The 14,502-nt window shown below is 49.2% G+C and carries 14 protein-coding genes and 1 pseudogene; 9 read left to right on the forward strand and 6 right to left on the reverse strand.

All coding sequences use genetic code 11. The features are described from left to right. The first annotated feature begins 373 nt into the window (after positions 1–373). The 3 genes from surE to prfA all read left to right on the forward strand — a co-directional run bounded on the left by surE (position 374) and on the right by prfA (position 3,037). Positions 374–1,201, forward strand: coding sequence for a 5'/3'-nucleotidase SurE (gene surE, locus IQ219_RS07805; RefSeq protein WP_194072259.1), 828 nt, complete (start codon positions 374–376; stop codon positions 1,199–1,201). A gap of 65 nt (positions 1,202–1,266) precedes the next feature. Continuing rightward, positions 1,267–1,851, forward strand: coding sequence for a DUF3727 domain-containing protein (locus tag IQ219_RS07810; protein ID WP_190599191.1), 585 nt, complete (start codon positions 1,267–1,269; stop codon positions 1,849–1,851). Positions 1,852–1,939: 88 nt separating this feature from the next. Further along, a complete protein-coding gene (gene prfA / locus IQ219_RS07815) occupies positions 1,940–3,037 on the forward strand; it encodes a peptide chain release factor 1 (protein ID WP_194072260.1) in 1,098 nt (365 codons plus the stop codon). Here the strand turns inward: prfA and IQ219_RS07820 are convergent. The 4 genes from IQ219_RS07820 to IQ219_RS07835 form a co-directional block, all read right to left on the reverse strand. Then, positions 3,034–4,239 (reverse strand): anhydro-N-acetylmuramic acid kinase, encoded by a 1,206-nt coding sequence (locus tag IQ219_RS07820; protein WP_368667588.1) that lies wholly within the window; start codon positions 4,237–4,239, stop codon positions 3,034–3,036. The genes prfA and IQ219_RS07820 overlap by 4 nt on opposite strands. A gap of 15 nt (positions 4,240–4,254) precedes the next feature. Continuing rightward, positions 4,255–4,975 (reverse strand): IS1 family transposase gene (locus IQ219_RS07825; RefSeq protein ID WP_368667589.1). Its coding sequence is split into 2 segments (ribosomal slippage): positions 4,255–4,651 and positions 4,650–4,975, totalling 723 coding nucleotides; the frame shifts between segments, so codons are not numbered across the junction. A 66-nt stretch (positions 4,976–5,041) separates the two neighbouring features. Further along, positions 5,042–5,818: an ABC transporter permease gene (locus IQ219_RS07830; protein WP_194072262.1), complete on the reverse strand. Its 777-nt coding sequence runs from the start codon at positions 5,816–5,818 to the stop codon at positions 5,042–5,044. A 234-nt stretch (positions 5,819–6,052) separates the two neighbouring features. Further along, a complete protein-coding gene (locus IQ219_RS07835) occupies positions 6,053–6,568 on the reverse strand; it encodes a DUF1269 domain-containing protein (RefSeq protein WP_190599187.1) in 516 nt (171 codons plus the stop codon). Positions 6,569–6,767: 199 nt separating this feature from the next. On the opposite strand from IQ219_RS07835, the gene IQ219_RS07840 reads away from it, so the two are divergent. The 5 genes from IQ219_RS07840 (at position 6,768) to IQ219_RS07865 (ending at position 12,123) form a co-directional block, all read left to right on the forward strand. Then, positions 6,768–7,778: an NAD(P)-dependent alcohol dehydrogenase gene (locus IQ219_RS07840; RefSeq protein ID WP_194072263.1), complete on the forward strand. Its 1,011-nt coding sequence runs from the start codon at positions 6,768–6,770 to the stop codon at positions 7,776–7,778. 115 nt (positions 7,779–7,893) lie between these two features. Next, positions 7,894–9,222 carry a carboxylesterase/lipase family protein gene (locus IQ219_RS07845; protein ID WP_194072264.1) on the forward strand — a complete coding sequence of 443 codons (1,329 nt, stop codon included), beginning with the start codon at positions 7,894–7,896 and terminating at the stop codon, positions 9,220–9,222. 337 nt (positions 9,223–9,559) lie between these two features. Then, entirely contained in the window at positions 9,560–10,762 is a 1,203-nt protein-coding gene (gene argG / locus IQ219_RS07855) for an argininosuccinate synthase (RefSeq protein ID WP_194072265.1), read from the forward strand. Further along, positions 10,738–11,649 carry an HAD family hydrolase gene (locus IQ219_RS07860; protein ID WP_228016797.1) on the forward strand — a complete coding sequence of 304 codons (912 nt, stop codon included), beginning with the start codon at positions 10,738–10,740 and terminating at the stop codon, positions 11,647–11,649. Before argG ends, IQ219_RS07860 begins: the two co-directional genes overlap by 25 nt. 141 nt (positions 11,650–11,790) lie before the next feature. Beyond that, the gene (locus IQ219_RS07865) at positions 11,791–12,123 is read left to right on the forward strand and encodes a hypothetical protein (RefSeq protein ID WP_194072266.1); all 333 of its coding nucleotides are present in this window, start codon (positions 11,791–11,793) and stop codon (positions 12,121–12,123) included. A 50-nt stretch (positions 12,124–12,173) separates the two neighbouring features. Here IQ219_RS07865 and purK read toward each other — a convergent pair whose 3' ends face one another. Next, complete coding sequence (gene purK, locus IQ219_RS07870) at positions 12,174–13,346, reverse strand: 5-(carboxyamino)imidazole ribonucleotide synthase (RefSeq protein ID WP_194072267.1); 1,173 nt, start codon at positions 13,344–13,346, stop codon at positions 12,174–12,176. Positions 13,347–13,549: 203 nt separating this feature from the next. Then, on the reverse strand, positions 13,550–14,059 hold the full coding sequence (locus IQ219_RS07875; protein WP_194020492.1) for a pentapeptide repeat-containing protein: 510 nt from the start codon (positions 14,057–14,059) through the stop codon (positions 13,550–13,552). A gap of 240 nt (positions 14,060–14,299) precedes the next feature. Here IQ219_RS07875 and IQ219_RS07880 point away from each other — a divergent pair. Then, a pseudogene (locus tag IQ219_RS07880) lies at positions 14,300–14,502 on the forward strand (hypothetical protein); the annotation flags it as partial.

The raw sequence follows: 14,502 nt of genomic DNA on the forward strand, positions 1-14,502 counted from the left end.
TGTGTATAAGAGACAGATATAAAGGAGGATTAATAATGCGAGATAATAATTGGCGTTGATTAACCTCTCTTGAATTTCAGATTAATAATATTTCTTAAAAAAAACAAGACAGTTTCTCAGATTACGGTTGGTTTCCAAAGGTAAAAAAAAGGTTTTATTGGGAAAAATAAACCATTAAAAAAGAAAAATTTTTTCTTGTGAAAGCAGGATTAGTCCATTTGGGACCGATCGCCACATTGGCCAAAGGCACAAAATACTTCCCAGTTATGGCCCCAGGGCGCCAAGGAGTTAGCTGGCAATAATCGGAGCTTAAGCGGGACATAGCCTGATATCGTTAAGGCTGAAAGGCACAATCTCGATTCTTTGGTGTCCCATGACCCCATCCCCGGTCCTCAATCTCCTCGTCAGTAACGATGACGGTATTTTTTCCCAAGGGGTACGTACCTTGGCCAACACCCTGGCCGCCGCCGGGCATCAAGTCACAGTGGTCTGCCCTGACCGGGAAAGATCGGCCACAGGCCATGGCCTGACCCTCCATCGACCAATTCGAGCGGGCATGGTGGAGGATGTGTTTGATCCCCGCATCAAGGCTTGGTCCTGTTCTGGCACCCCTGCTGATTGTGTAAAGTTTGCTCTCCATGCGGTGATGCCCCGCTATCCAGATTTTGTCCTTTCCGGAGTTAACCACGGTGCTAACCTCGGCACTGATGTTTTATATTCCGGTACGGTTTCCGCCGCCATGGAAGGGTTGATCGAGGGCATTCCTAGCGTTGCTTTGAGTTTGGTCAGTTTTACCGCCACGGATTTCCAGCCCGCCGCTGACTTTGCCAACTGCTTTGTCCAACATCTCTGGCGATCGCCATTGACGGAGCCGACTCTATTTAGCATCAATATTCCAGCGGTGCCAGCGGATCAGATTGCCGGAGTTAAGCTCACCCGTCAGGGACTACAACGCTATAGCGAAACCTTCGAAGAAAGGTACGATCCCCGGGGAAAACGCTACTACTGGCTAGCAGGGGAAAGGGTAAAGGAAATTCCCCAACCGGACTATCTCCGGCTCAACCGTCGCATTCCCACCGACGTGCAGGCCAGCCAAGATAACTTCATCACCATTACCCCATTGCAATATAATCTTACGGATATCAATGGAGTTAACACTATTGAAAAAAGCAATTGGCTAGATCACCTAAACTTTAATTAAGCTCCCTTCTTAAATATCTGCTTCTTCCGTGATACTCTTAATACTCAATAATATTATTAAGTTATATGTCTGCTTATCTGTTTAATCAAGAAAATGAACCGGATGAAAGCGATAGCATAACGCTCTACGATGAAGCGGGGCGGGCCTTAGATTGCTACGTGGAAAATTCCCTTGAAGAAGAAGATGCTCAATATTTATTATTGATGCCCGTTGATATCCCAGTGGTGATTATTGCCTGGGAAGATGATGATGAAGAAACAGAAGATGCCGAGGCAATTTTACTAGAGGATCAAGAAGAAATTAGCCGTATTTTTGCTGATGCTAAGGCTGTACTAGCAGAATTGGATTTGTCATTGAAGTACACTGCTTACACCCTCACTGTTAGCGGTGAATTGCCCCCCATTGAAGACGAAGATATCCTCACCCTAGAAATTGAGGGCAACGATGCCGCCGCTGAAATGGAAGAGGAAGAGTTGCAGTTCTTGGCTAGTTTTTACCACGAGGAAGAACGCTATAGCATTTACACTCCCCTCGCCCCTTTGTTGTTCCTTGCTAAAGCCGTTAGTGAAACGGAAATTGAGTTGGTACACCCCGACAATGACGAACTAAAACATATCCTGGAAGAGCTTTTATTTGAAGATGCGGACTGATTAGTGGGCGGTCAATACAGCGGGAGAAAGCAGGGGGGTCTTGGGGGAGTTAGAATAGAAGACTGAGCATTTTGACCCAAGGCAGACCATGGCGGAAACGTACCTCTTAGACAAACTAGCTTCTGTGGAGCAGACCTATCAGGAATTGACTAGGATGCTGGCGGATCCGGACATTGCCACCAACCCCGATGAATTGCAACGGGTGGCCAAAGCCCGCTCATCATTGGAAGAAACCGTTGATACCTACGACACTTGGAAAAGAAGCCAAGAGGATTTAAAAGGGGCTCGGCAAATTGTCAAAGAATCCGGCAATGACCCAGAAATGCGGGAAATGGCCCAGTTGGAGGTGGAGGAGTTGGAAAATGCCATTGGGGAGTTGGAAAAACGTCTAACTATCCTGCTTTTGCCCAAGGATCCCAACGATGAGAAAAATATCATGTTGGAAATCCGCGCTGGCACCGGGGGAGACGAAGCTAGTATTTGGGCTGGGGATTTGGTGCGAATGTACACCAGGTATGCCGAGAGCCAAGGCTGGAAAGTGAGTCTGTTGAGTGAGTCCTTGGCGGATATGGGGGGCTTTAAGGAAGCAATTCTCGAAGTGAAGGGAGAAAGGGTTTATAGTCAATTGAAATTTGAAGCGGGAGTGCATCGGGTGCAACGGGTGCCGGTGACGGAAGCTGGGGGGCGGGTACATACCTCCACCGCCACCGTGGCCATCATGCCCGAAGTGGATGACGTGGAAGTTAAAATTGATCCTAAAGATATTGAAATGAGTCCGGCTCGTTCCGGTGGGGCTGGTGGACAAAACGTTAACAAGGTGGAGACGGCGGTGGATCTGTTCCATAAACCCACAGGCATTAGGATTTTTTGCACAGAGGAACGTTCCCAACTCCAAAACCGTGAACGGGCCATGCAAATTCTCCGGGCGAAACTCTATGACATGATGCTCCAGGAACAACAGGATGCCATCAGTTCCAATCGGCGATCGCAAGTGGGGACGGGTTCCCGTTCCGAAAAAATTCGCACCTATAACTACAAGGATAACCGGGTCACTGACCACCGTTTGGGGCGCAACTTTGATTTAAACACGGCCCTGGAAGGTGAAATTCACACCATTATTGAGTCCTGTATTTCCCAGGATCAACAGGAACGGCTAGCGGAATTGGCTGAAGCTACCAATAATTAATCAAATCGGTTGCGGGCTGGCGCAAGGTGAATATCCCCCAAAAGACAATCCTGGTTAGCGCCGGTGACCAGAGGAACATTGCCTGGAAACTGCTCTTGAAAACGCCAATAGGCCAATACGGCAAAGGCGATCGCCTCTTTGAAATCGCTGTTCAGACCAACATCATCGGTGCGCTGAATTTTGGTGTTGGGGCCAAGATGATACTGGAGCCGCTCCCGTAGATAGAGGTTATGGGCACCACCGCCACATAGCAACAGGCGATCGGGCAACTGGGGTAAAAACCGTTGGTATTCCGTCACCACAGAGCGGGCCGTAAATTCCGTCAGAGTGGCCAAAAAGTCAGTTTCATTCAGGCCCTGGCGCTGGGCTTCAATCCAGCACTTGTCGAGGTACTGGGCCCCAAACAACTCCCGGCCGGTGGATTTAGGAGGGCATTGCTCAAAAAAGGGTTCTTGTAACCATTGATCCACCAATGCTTGCCGGGGCTGACCCTGGGCTGCCCATTGCCCCCCTTGATCATAGGTTTTTTCCCCCTGGGTAAATTTTTGCACCGCAAGGTCAACTAAGACGTTGGCGGGCCCCGTGTCCCAGCCGCAAATTTTTTCCTGCCAATCGGCCTGATTGCGGGGAGGAAGATAGGTCACATTGCCAATGCCACCCAAATTCTGCACACAGCGGTGTTCATCCTGATCGCTCAATAGGCAAACGTCAATTTTGGAAACCAAGGGCGCTCCCTGGCCCCCCGCCGCAATATCCGCCGCTCGAAAATTGCTCACCGTGGTCAGTCCCGTCAAACTGGCGATCGCCTCTCCCCGACCCAACTGCCAACTGTAGCCTAGGAAAAGGGAGTTTCCGGCATTGGGGGGACGATGGAAAATGGTTTGGCCATGGGAACCGATTAAGTCCGCCGGGGGCAAAGATTGTTGAATTTTCTGGGCCGCCTGGGCAAATTCCTTCGCAATATTGTCATCCACGAAGGCGATCGCCTCTGGGCTAGTGGGTTTTCCGCCGCACAAATCTAAAATTTGTTGACGCAAGCCAGTGGGGTAGCCGTAGGTTTCTCCCCGCAGCAAATCCACCCTGAGATCTAACCCAGACCCAGTAATTTCCACTAAACAGGCATCAATGCCATCCACGGAAGTGCCACTAATCAAACCAATGCAATACAAGGTCCTGCTCCTAGCTGTTGTGGTTAAGGTAATTAATAATTAGAGAGTTCAAGAAAGTAATGAAAGCCGCCAGTTGCGTAACAATTCTATGCTGCCATTGACCCTGAATTTAGCAAATATTGCCATGGTAATTTCAACCATGTAGGCTGACTTGGGGATAACCTTCGTCCGGCGATGGAATCTGGCAAACCAAGGGCGATTATCTGAGTTGTTTCTCTCAATCCCGACGGTTTCTCTTTTGCTAATCACATGGAACCCATCAGGATGTTCATCCAGCAGTTGTTGATAAGGCTTCCAGTCATCAGTGCAGTACACCGTCACTTTCCACTTTGCCAGTCTCTCCAGCAAGCGACTCAGGGTTTGACTATCACGATTTCCCAGTTCCCAGTTGATGAGTCTCCCAGTAACATGCTCATATGCCTTCCAGATCCATAACTTGTTTTTTTGCCTGAAGAAAATGCCACAGTTGGTCTAATTCCACCACCATGGCTGAGTCTGGGGCTGGTTTTTCATAGTTTGCTTCACCAAAATCTCTAACCCAGTTGAGCACTGACTGAGTAGAAACTCCCAATAGTTTTGCTGTCGCATTCATTGACATGCCACTCATGTACAGTAGGACTGCTTCTAGTTTCATCCAGAGAGGTTTACCCCGTTCCTTGGAAATATTTGTGAATTGATATTGGCAACTCTTACACTTGAATCGTTGCTTCTCCTTGACAAACCCATTTTTGATTACATTCAAGGCAGTGTATAGACATTTTTTCAAAATCTCATTAGCCAAAGTTGCTCATGATCTCATATCATTGCCCACTTGACACTCTCAAATGTAAAACACCTAAAACTGTCTGCGGGTAAAAATCAAATTTGCTAGGGTGAGCATCAAAGTGATGTAGAGAATGCCGTAGAGTAAGTTGGCCCAAAGTTCGCTGCTGGTGGGCAAAATTCCGTACACCGCCTCATTTTTCAGATTAAATCTTTCCAGGTTGGGCAGCACCAGGTAAAGATATTTAGTCAGGGTTTCGATGTTGGTATTTTTGGTAATTTCCCCCAACTTGAGCAAATCCCGGCTGATATGTCCCATAAAGTACACCCCAAAACTGAGCAGGGTGGCCAAAATGGAACTGGTAAATACCCCAAATAAAATGGCGATCGCCGTGAGGACAGCTAATTCTAGTAAGAGAAAACCCTGGGAAATGAGAATGGCCGTGGGAGAAAAAGGAATTTTGGCCCAGGCCAACATGGCCAAGTAAATGCTGGTCATAATCACCAACATGGCAGCTAGCACCCCCGATAATCCCAAATGTTTGCCGATAATAAGTTCACTGCGGCTGAGGGGCTTGGGAATAAGCACCAACACGGTCCGTTTCTCGATTTCTTTATTGATTAGGCCCGTACCGACAAAAATCGCCACGATCGCCCCCAACAGGGAAGTGGCTGCTAAACCCAGGTCGAGGAAAATTTTACCGTCCGCTCCGACGGAAATTTCTGGCAGTATGCGCAGGGCCAGGGCCATCAAAATGGCAAAAAAGCCGATCACATAAAGAATCCGGTCCCTGATAACCTCTCGAAAACCATTGGCGGCGATCGCCCAAATCCTAAAAATGTTGATCATAATTTTCTCAGCAACGCAATTCCCAATAATGATCCCACACAATTTTAAGCAAAATTAAATTCCCCACCAAGGCCGGCCAAAATGGGGAATTAAGAAAATATGACTATGAAATTTTTAGCAAGATTGGTCAAAATCGAGCTGTTGGGCAACCTGAATCCCCGCGAAATTCCAATTTATTTATTACCTGGAATTAATTATCAGGGCCAGGGGAATAGTCCATTTAGCTACCGATGACTATTCCGCCGCCGGAACACCGTCCAATAAACCATGGCGATCGAGCACTGCTTGCAGTTGGGACTCTTCATCCTGGGACAAAGAAGTTCTCAGCACTTTACCGCCGTATTTGCTCACATCAGCCAATACCTTGTCGGGGGTCACTTTCCTGACCAGAACAAATAGGGCAGAACTACCGGGGGACATGGTTTCTCCTAGTTCCCGCATGAAATTATCATCCACACCAATGTCACTGAGAGCACCGGCCAAGGCTCCACTGGCCGCCCCTACTGCTGCTCCTAAAAGAGGATTGAAAAATAAAACGCCGATCAATAAACCCCAAAAACCGCCACTAACGGCGCCGGAACTGGTGAGATTAATGGCTTGTTTGAGCTTTATTTTGCCCTTTTCGTCTTTGACCACAACGGCGGCATCTTCCATTTCGATCAAATGCTCTACCTGTAGTTTAGCTAGGGCAAGGCGTACTTCTTCTGCCTTGTATTCATCGTCGTAGCCGATAACAATTAAGTCGCTCATAAAATCTTACTGAAAATAATTGGTGATTACTAGGCTCCATGGTAGCAGTTGTGTTCGAGTTTGAAAGTTGGGGTAACCGCCAATACATAACTAGCCCATCATTGAAGAATCAATTACAATTTGGGGGACCCGGGGGTCAATTAAGTTCTCCACCACCCCATCGAACCCAGTTTTGACAGTACCAAAAGACTTATCGCCCATGATTAAAGCCTACGCCGCCCTGGAAGCCAACGGAAAACTCCAGCCCTTTGAATATGATCCCGGCGCTTTGGGGGCTAACGAGGTGGAGATTGAGGTGCAATATTGTGGAGTTTGCCATAGTGATTTGTCCATGATCAATAACGAATGGGGCATTTCCAGTTATCCCCTCGTGCCGGGCCATGAAGTGGTGGGTACTGTGGCCGCCATTGGGGAAGGGGTGAACCATGTGCAAGTGGGAGATCTGGTGGGGCTGGGTTGGCATGCGGGCTATTGCATGACTTGCCATAGTTGTTTATCGGGTGATCACAATCTTTGTGCCACGGCAGAATCGACCATTGTGGGTCATTACGGTGGCTTTGGCGATCGAGTGCGGGCCAAGGGGGTCAGTGTGGTGAAATTACCCAAAGATATTGACCTAGCCAGTGCGGGGCCGCTTTTTTGTGGTGGCATCACAGTGTTTAGCCCCATGGTGGAGTTGGGTTTAAAACCCACTGCGAAAGTGGCAGTGATCGGCATTGGTGGCTTGGGCCATTTGGCGGTGCAATTTCTCCGGGCCTGGGGCTGTGAAGTGACCGCTTTTACCTCCAGTGCCAGGAAACAAACGGAAGCTTTGGAGTTGGGGGCTCACCATATACTTGATTCCACCGATCCGGAGGCGATCGCCAGTGTGGAAGGCAAATTTGACTACATCATTTCCACGGTGAACCTGAAGCTGGACTGGAATTTATACATCACTACCCTTGCGCCCCAGGGCCATTTCCATTTTGTTGGGGTCGTGTTGGAGCCTTTGGAGCTGAACCTTTTCCCTCTCTTGATGGGGCAACGATCCATCGCCGCTTCCCCCGTGGGTAGTCCCGCCACCATTACCACCATGTTGGATTTTGCTGTGCGTCATAACATTAAGCCCGTGGTGGAGCAATTCAGTTTTGACCAGATTAACGAGGCGATCGCCCACCTGGAAAACGGCAAAGCCCATTATCGAGTGGTGCTCAGCCATGGCTCTAACTAAATTTTCTAGGGTTAACGGCGATCGTTAGTCCCAACTTTTTCAGCCTAAGCCTGCTTGCCATATTTAAAGTTAAGATGCCAGAAATTCATGCAGGTTGACTAGGTTAACTCTAGCAATGAAAACAGGCTTTACCACATTGGAAATTCAGGTGTCTGGAGGACGCTTGATTGGGACGGTTTCTGAGGGGCTTGGCTCATTTCTGGGAATTCCCTATGCCGTCCCGCCGGTGGGGGCATTACGATGGAAGCCTCCTGTGGCTGGCGTTAGCTGGGATAGTTCCCGTTCGGCAACTTCCTTTGGCAATCCCTGCACGCAATACCTGGATACGATTCCGGTTATCACGGAACGTCAACGCGCACCAAACGAAGATTGTCTTTACCTCAATGTTTGGACCCCTGCTCCTGGAGATTCGGCGAAACTGCCCGTCATGGTCTGGTTTCATGGAGGGGCTTTTGTAGTTGGGAGCGGATCAGCAGCCGAGTTTGATGGAGCGAACTTGGCTAGATACGGTGTAGTGGTCGTGACAGTGAATTATCGTCTGGGCCCCTTTGGTTTTCTCTCCCATCCAGAACTGGCCGAGGAATCTCCCCATGGATCTTCGGGCAACTATGGCCTACTCGATCAGCTTTGTGCGCTGCAGTGGGTTAGGGAGAACATTGCCGCCTTCGGCGGGGACCCTGGATGTGTGACCCTGTTTGGTGAATCAGCCGGGGGCATCAGTATTTCTTGCCACCTTGCCAGCCCGCTATCCAGGGAACTTTTCTCCCACACGATTATGCAGAGCGGAACCTGGTTTACAATCCCCCACGGTTTACCTCAGGCGAGCACAGATCCAGGATGCGCTGCGGCTAATGCCTCCAAGTTCGCCGCTTCACTGGGTTGCACAACGCCGGGGAAAGTAATCAATGAATTGCGTCAGCACTCAGACGTGGATTTATTGGCGGCTAATAAGGGCAAGATGTTGTTTTGTCCTGTGGTTGATGGTTGGTTTCTGCCGGAAGATCCTGGTTTGATTTTTGCGGCGGTGAAAGGGGCACCAGTGCCGAGCATCCTTGGCTACAACGGGGATGAGGGAACCCGCTTTACTCACACTGCCCCTGGCAGTCCAGAGGCGGAAGAGCTAGCATTCCGCATTGCTGTCGAGCCAACCCGTCGAATGGCGGCATTGATGACGGCCCCGACTTATTGCTATCGTTTTTCACGAGTTCCCAAAACAGATCTAGCGTCGCGCTTTGGTGCTTATCACGGAGTCGAAGTGCCTTACATATTTGGAAATCTCGATGCCCGCCTCGGTTATGAAGAGGAAGATTTTGCCTTGTCAGATTGCATGATGCGTTATTGGACAACTTTTGCGCGCAGTGGTTGTCCGGATCCAATTGGTACAATGACATGGCCTCCATACAACAAAGATGGGGAAAACATTCTCAATTTGGGTGACCGGTGAACGTCCCCGCTACTTTTGCTGACTCATCCATAGTTGGGTTTGAAACAGTTAGCTTAACAAAGGCATTTTCAGCCAAGCCAACTCAAAAATATTTCTCTGTTTAGCTCTGCAAGAATTGTCTCTGGTTCGGTGGAATGGCCGAACGGAGTCGATCTCAGCTTTGATACGCTCTATCTGGAAAGCCTGACATTTGCCGGCGGTCGAGATTCAACCAGCTAGGCAAAACCCCTTGCGGATAGCCGAGGGCAAGGATCTCGGCGGTGTTAAAACAAACAATTTTGACCAAGACATTACTGCTAGAATGGCACATTGAATCAGTTCTTCAGGTAAAAGCAGTATGGGTCGCGCCAAAAAAGTCGTTCTCGCCTATTCCGGTGGGGTAGATACATCGGTTTGTATTCCCTATTTAATGCAAGAATGGGGAGTAGAGGAAGTTATTACCCTCGCGGCGGATTTGGGCCAGGGGGATGAACTGGGACCGATTCAGGAAAAAGCTCTCCGCTGTGGTGCAGTGGAATCCCTGGTTATTGACGGTAAGGAAGAATTTGTTCAAGACTATGCCTTCCGCTCCATCCAGGCCAATGCCCTCTACGAAAACCGTTATCCCCTCTCCACAGCCTTGGCCCGCCCCCTCATTGCCAAAATGTTGGTGGAAGCAGCGGAAAAATATGGTGCCGATGCAGTGGCCCATGGCTGCACTGGTAAAGGCAATGACCAAGTGCGGTTCGACATCAGCATTATGGCCCTCAACCCCAATTTGAAGGTGTTGGCACCGGCCCGGGAATGGAAAATGAGCCGGGAAGAAACCATCGCCTACGGAGAGAAGTATGGCGTGGAATCCCCCGTGAAAAAGTCTTCCCCCTACAGCATTGACCGTAATATCCTCGGCCGTAGCATCGAAGCGGGTCCCCTGGAAGACCCCATGACGGAACCGACGGAAGAAATTTATCTGATGACCAAGGCGATCGTCGATACACCGAACGAGCCGGAATATGTGGATATCGGTTTTGAAAAGGGCATTCCCGTCAGTTTAAATGGGGTGATACTTGACCCTGTTGTTCTAGTGGAACGGCTGAATGAAATTGCCGGTAACCATGGGGTAGGACGGTTGGATATGGTGGAGAACCGGGTGGTGGGGATTAAATCCCGCGAGATTTATGAAGCTCCGGCCCTATTGGTGTTAATCGATGCTCACCGGGATCTGGAAAGTTTGACCCAAACCGCCGACGTCACCCACTATAAAAACACCGTCGAAGAAATTTATAGCCAGTTGATTTACCGAGGATTATGGTACAGCCCCCTCAAGGAAGCTTTGGATGCTTTTATCGTCAAAACCCAAGAACGGGTTACGGGCATGGTGCGGGTGAAATTCTTTAAGGGCAATGCCAACGTTGCCGGCCGCAAGTCTGATTACTCCATCTATGATGCGGAATTGGCGACCTACGGCATGGAAGACCAATTTGACCATAAAGCCGCGGAAGGCTTCATCTATATTTGGGGCTTACCCACCAAAGTTTGGGCCCAGAAAATGCGGGGTTAAGTTCTGACCTCAATAATTTTGCAGTATTGTCGGGTTTAATTGCCCAAACAATTCTTACCTATCACCACCCCGATCGCCAGGGATATGAACCTTGGACCGTCGGGGTTTTTGCTCTGGGTAATATGGTGTATAAGCTCGGGACGGTGGAACGAATTACGGTTAGAATTTGGACTGTTACTTTTCCTTTCTTCCCCATGCTGAGACTGATTACCGACTGTGATGGCCCGATTATGGATGTTTCTGAGCGGTATCATCAGGTTTATCAATACTGTCTGGAGCAGGTTAAATTACCTGGGCAAAATCTGAACATACTGAGCAAAGCGGAATTTTGGCAAAGGAAACGGAGCAAGGTACCCAAGGCACAGATTGGCCTTGATTCTGGTTTGACCCCGGAGCAAACGGAAGAATTTGTCGCCATCCGTAATCGCACCGTCCATAGCCAGCCCTACTTGCCCTATGACCAGCCTCTGGCCGGAGTGGAGGAGATTTTACAGGGCATCAAAGACCGAGGCATTGATCTAGTGCTGATGACCATGCGGCGAGAAAGTGAGCTACAGGAAGCCCTGGACCGCAATCACTTTAACCATTTTTTCCCCATCGATTGCCGTTATTGTTTAGCGGATGGTTATGTGAAAACCGGCGACACTAACGATAAACCCCTATTGATGGAACGGGCCCTGGCCGAATTACCTCCGGCGGATAGTGTGTGGATGGTGGGGGATACCGAAGCGGACATTTTGGCGGCCCAGCGGGGCAATATGCCGGCGATCGCCGTTTTATCTGGTATTCGCAATCGGGAACAATTGGAACGTTATCAACCGGATTTTATTGTCAATAATTTAGCCGAAGCAGTGAATTTGTTTTACCAACACCACGGGGTGGAATAGGCGTTGAATAAGTTTTGTGCCAAGCACTGGAAATCCAGTTGGCAAATCGTCCATACTAAATGCTAGGGACTGACTAAGGCCCCATTGAGGAGTGGAAATTAATAACACCAAAGCACCAAGTTGAAATCTTAGGAGCAAAATATGATTAGCGTCGGACGAAAAATTACTATAGCCCTCGGGCTAACGGCGATCGCCTTTGGTTCTGCGTTGCCGGTTCAAGCCCAAATGATGACAGAAGAAAGTCTTAATCCCTTGCCCCAATCGGAAGGCAGTGCGGCGGATTTGGCCGGTATTTTGCCCAAGGATAGTGCCCTCTGGCTGGGGGGCGTCGGGGGAGAGGGGGATATCGATGCAGAAGCAGACTACAACCCCTATGAAATTCGTTCAGACCAATTGGATGGGCAACTGACGGACATAGAGCAAGAACAATTATTGGAAAGCTCCCAACTCCGCCTCGGCATTGGTAGTTTTTAACTATCAGCGTCCTTGAGGTTGATTAATTCACCACATTGTTCCAAGTAGTTCTAAGTCGGGGCGGGGTACCAAATATCTTCCACTTGTTTCACCATAGCTTCAGCCCAGGTGGTGGAAGGTTTTGATGCAACATTGGGATTTAACAAAGTCACATGGCCCAGCTTGCGACCGGGACGACATTCTCCTTTGCCGTACCAGTGCACATGGCTATGGGGCAGAGCGGCAATTTCAACCAATTGTGGTTGATAATCCCCCGCTGACACTTCGTAGCCCAATAAATTCACCATCACCGCTTGGCCGCAATGCAAAGCCGATGACCCCAATGTTTGTCCAGTCACTGCTTGCAGTTGCAAAGCAAATTGGGAAGTGTGGCAAGCGTCTAAACTGAAGTGGCCAGAATTGTGGGTGCGGGGAGCTAATTCGTTGATCAGCAACCGTTGCGCCGGGGTATTGGTTTGGCTAGATTCCGGTAACAGAAAAAATTCGATCGCCAAAATGCCTACGTAATCCAAATGCTTGAGAATGCGGCGGCAGTAATCCTGGGCCGTGGCAGCAATGGCGGCATCAATGGGGGCGGGGGCCACCACCCAACGGCAGACCTGGTCAATTTGGCGGGTTTCCACCACTGGGTAAATTTCCATTTCTCCCTTGGCATTGCGGGCCCCAAGGACGGCCAATTCCCTTTCGTAGGGCACAAAACTTTCCACCATCCAACTACCAGGAGAGGCTTGACTCAAATCTGGTAGATCCGCCGGGGAATTAATAATTTGGGTTCCTTGGCCGTCATAGCCGTGGCGACGGGCCTTTAACACCCAGGGAAAAGCGGGCAACTGGGAAGGCAATGATTCCAGAGCCCAAAAGTCCGGCACAGGTACAGCGAGGTTTTGCAAAAAATGGCGTTGTTCCCATTTATCCAACAAAGGAGCGAGGGAATCGATCTGAGGATAAAAAGTAACTCCTTGTTCAGCTAACTTTTCTAAGCTGGGCAAATCGACAAATTCATTTTCAAAGGTGATTACCCCACAGTGTTCAGCCAACGCCTTGGTCCCCTCTCCATCGGCGATCGCCGCCAACACCACTTTGTCAGCCAATGCCACTGCCGGATCGGTTTCCTCAGGGGTTTGCACTGCCAATTTGAGCCCTAATCGGGGGGCTTCCTGGGCCATCATCCAGGCCAACTGCCCACCACCAACTACCCCCACTGTGGTCAATTGTTTTTCCATCGGACTATCTGATGTCGCCTAAGAGTTTACTTTGCAATATTTATGTCTACTTAATCCATCCCCCACGCTTTCCCTGACAAGCTCCGACAAATGGGGAAACCTTGAACAATCATTGCGCTCCTTAACTGGGGACTGGGCAAGATTTTCCCAACAGACTCTATCCTTTTGACAAGTTTGATTTAACCCGATGGTTTTATGTTTTTTTAGGAACAACCAAGGGATTCTCTGGTGCTGTTGCCGGTTTTGGGGTTAACCCCATCAGCTACTTCACATAGAGCGGCCACTTGTTCTGAATCCAACACCGCAAGGGTAAAGTCAGCACCCTGGATTTTGGCATTTTTAAAGGAAGTCCGGAGCATAATTGCCTCTGCTAAGATGGCGTTCTCCAAATTAGCCCCATTGAAACTGGTCAAATAGGCCAAACCATTGGTCAGATCCGCCCCTTTGAGGTTGGCATCGGTGAGGTTAGCACCATTAAACACGGAGCCCCGCAAATCCATAGCTTCAAAAATACTGCTGGTCAAGTCCACATTGGTGAACTGGGCGGTGAGCAGGTCTTGGTCCCGAAAATCCGTTTCCGCCAACACGATATTTTCAAAAGCTGAAGCTCCCCCGGTCACGGAAGAAGAACTAGCGGCGATCGCCGGGGCAGACCAGATCAAACAGGCCACGGTGAGCACAACAAGGAAGGACTGACGAAACACTTTCAGCATTGGGGAAGCGATAACCTGAATTCAGGGCGGCGGTGAGATGTAGACACCAACTAGATTATCAGCAATCAAGGCGCGGGCATACCCCCAACGGCAGATAGGGATTATATTCTGGTCATTTCTTTGGCGACAAGAATTTGTTGATTCACCGGGGCGGTAACCAATGTAGCTAAAAATTAGTGCCGGTAAATTAAGTCTGACCTTGCTATGATCAGGGATGTCTTTTATCCTTTTTCATTGAATATGTACTATTTGCCCCAGCCTCCCTATTTTTTAATTGCGGTAGGGCTTTTTGTTGGGATTTCCTGTGGCGCAGCCTTTGAAGCCACCTTGAAGCAAAAAGTGAAGCTTTGGTTAAATACCCCCGCCAGTACGTTGGCAGACCTGGATTTACAACTGCCTTTTATCGGCATCTGTGTGGGAGTTTGTGTATTTTTAGCTTCTGG

This window comes from Synechocystis sp. LEGE 06083 (assembly GCF_015207725.1).
GTDB lineage: Bacteria > Cyanobacteriota > Cyanobacteriia > Cyanobacteriales > Microcystaceae > Synechocystis > Synechocystis salina.

Bases quoted from the DNA above. Each gene is read 5' to 3' on its own strand.
- surE (WP_194072259.1), top strand. From the start codon at position 374: ATGACCCCATCCCCGGTCCTCAATCTCCTCGTCAGTAACGATGACGGT.
- IQ219_RS07810 (WP_190599191.1), top strand. From the start codon at position 1,267: ATGTCTGCTTATCTGTTTAATCAAGAAAATGAACCGGATGAAAGCGAT.
- prfA (WP_194072260.1), top strand. From the start codon at position 1,940: ATGGCGGAAACGTACCTCTTAGACAAACTAGCTTCTGTGGAGCAGACC.
- IQ219_RS07830 (WP_194072262.1), bottom strand. From the start codon at position 5,818: ATGATCAACATTTTTAGGATTTGGGCGATCGCCGCCAATGGTTTTCGA.
- IQ219_RS07835 (WP_190599187.1), bottom strand. From the start codon at position 6,568: ATGAGCGACTTAATTGTTATCGGCTACGACGATGAATACAAGGCAGAA.
- IQ219_RS07840 (WP_194072263.1), top strand. From the start codon at position 6,768: ATGATTAAAGCCTACGCCGCCCTGGAAGCCAACGGAAAACTCCAGCCC.
- IQ219_RS07845 (WP_194072264.1), top strand. From the start codon at position 7,894: ATGAAAACAGGCTTTACCACATTGGAAATTCAGGTGTCTGGAGGACGC.
- argG (WP_194072265.1), top strand. From the start codon at position 9,560: ATGGGTCGCGCCAAAAAAGTCGTTCTCGCCTATTCCGGTGGGGTAGAT.
- IQ219_RS07865 (WP_194072266.1), top strand. From the start codon at position 11,791: ATGATTAGCGTCGGACGAAAAATTACTATAGCCCTCGGGCTAACGGCG.
- purK (WP_194072267.1), bottom strand. From the start codon at position 13,346: ATGGAAAAACAATTGACCACAGTGGGGGTAGTTGGTGGTGGGCAGTTG.
- IQ219_RS07875 (WP_194020492.1), bottom strand. From the start codon at position 14,059: ATGCTGAAAGTGTTTCGTCAGTCCTTCCTTGTTGTGCTCACCGTGGCC.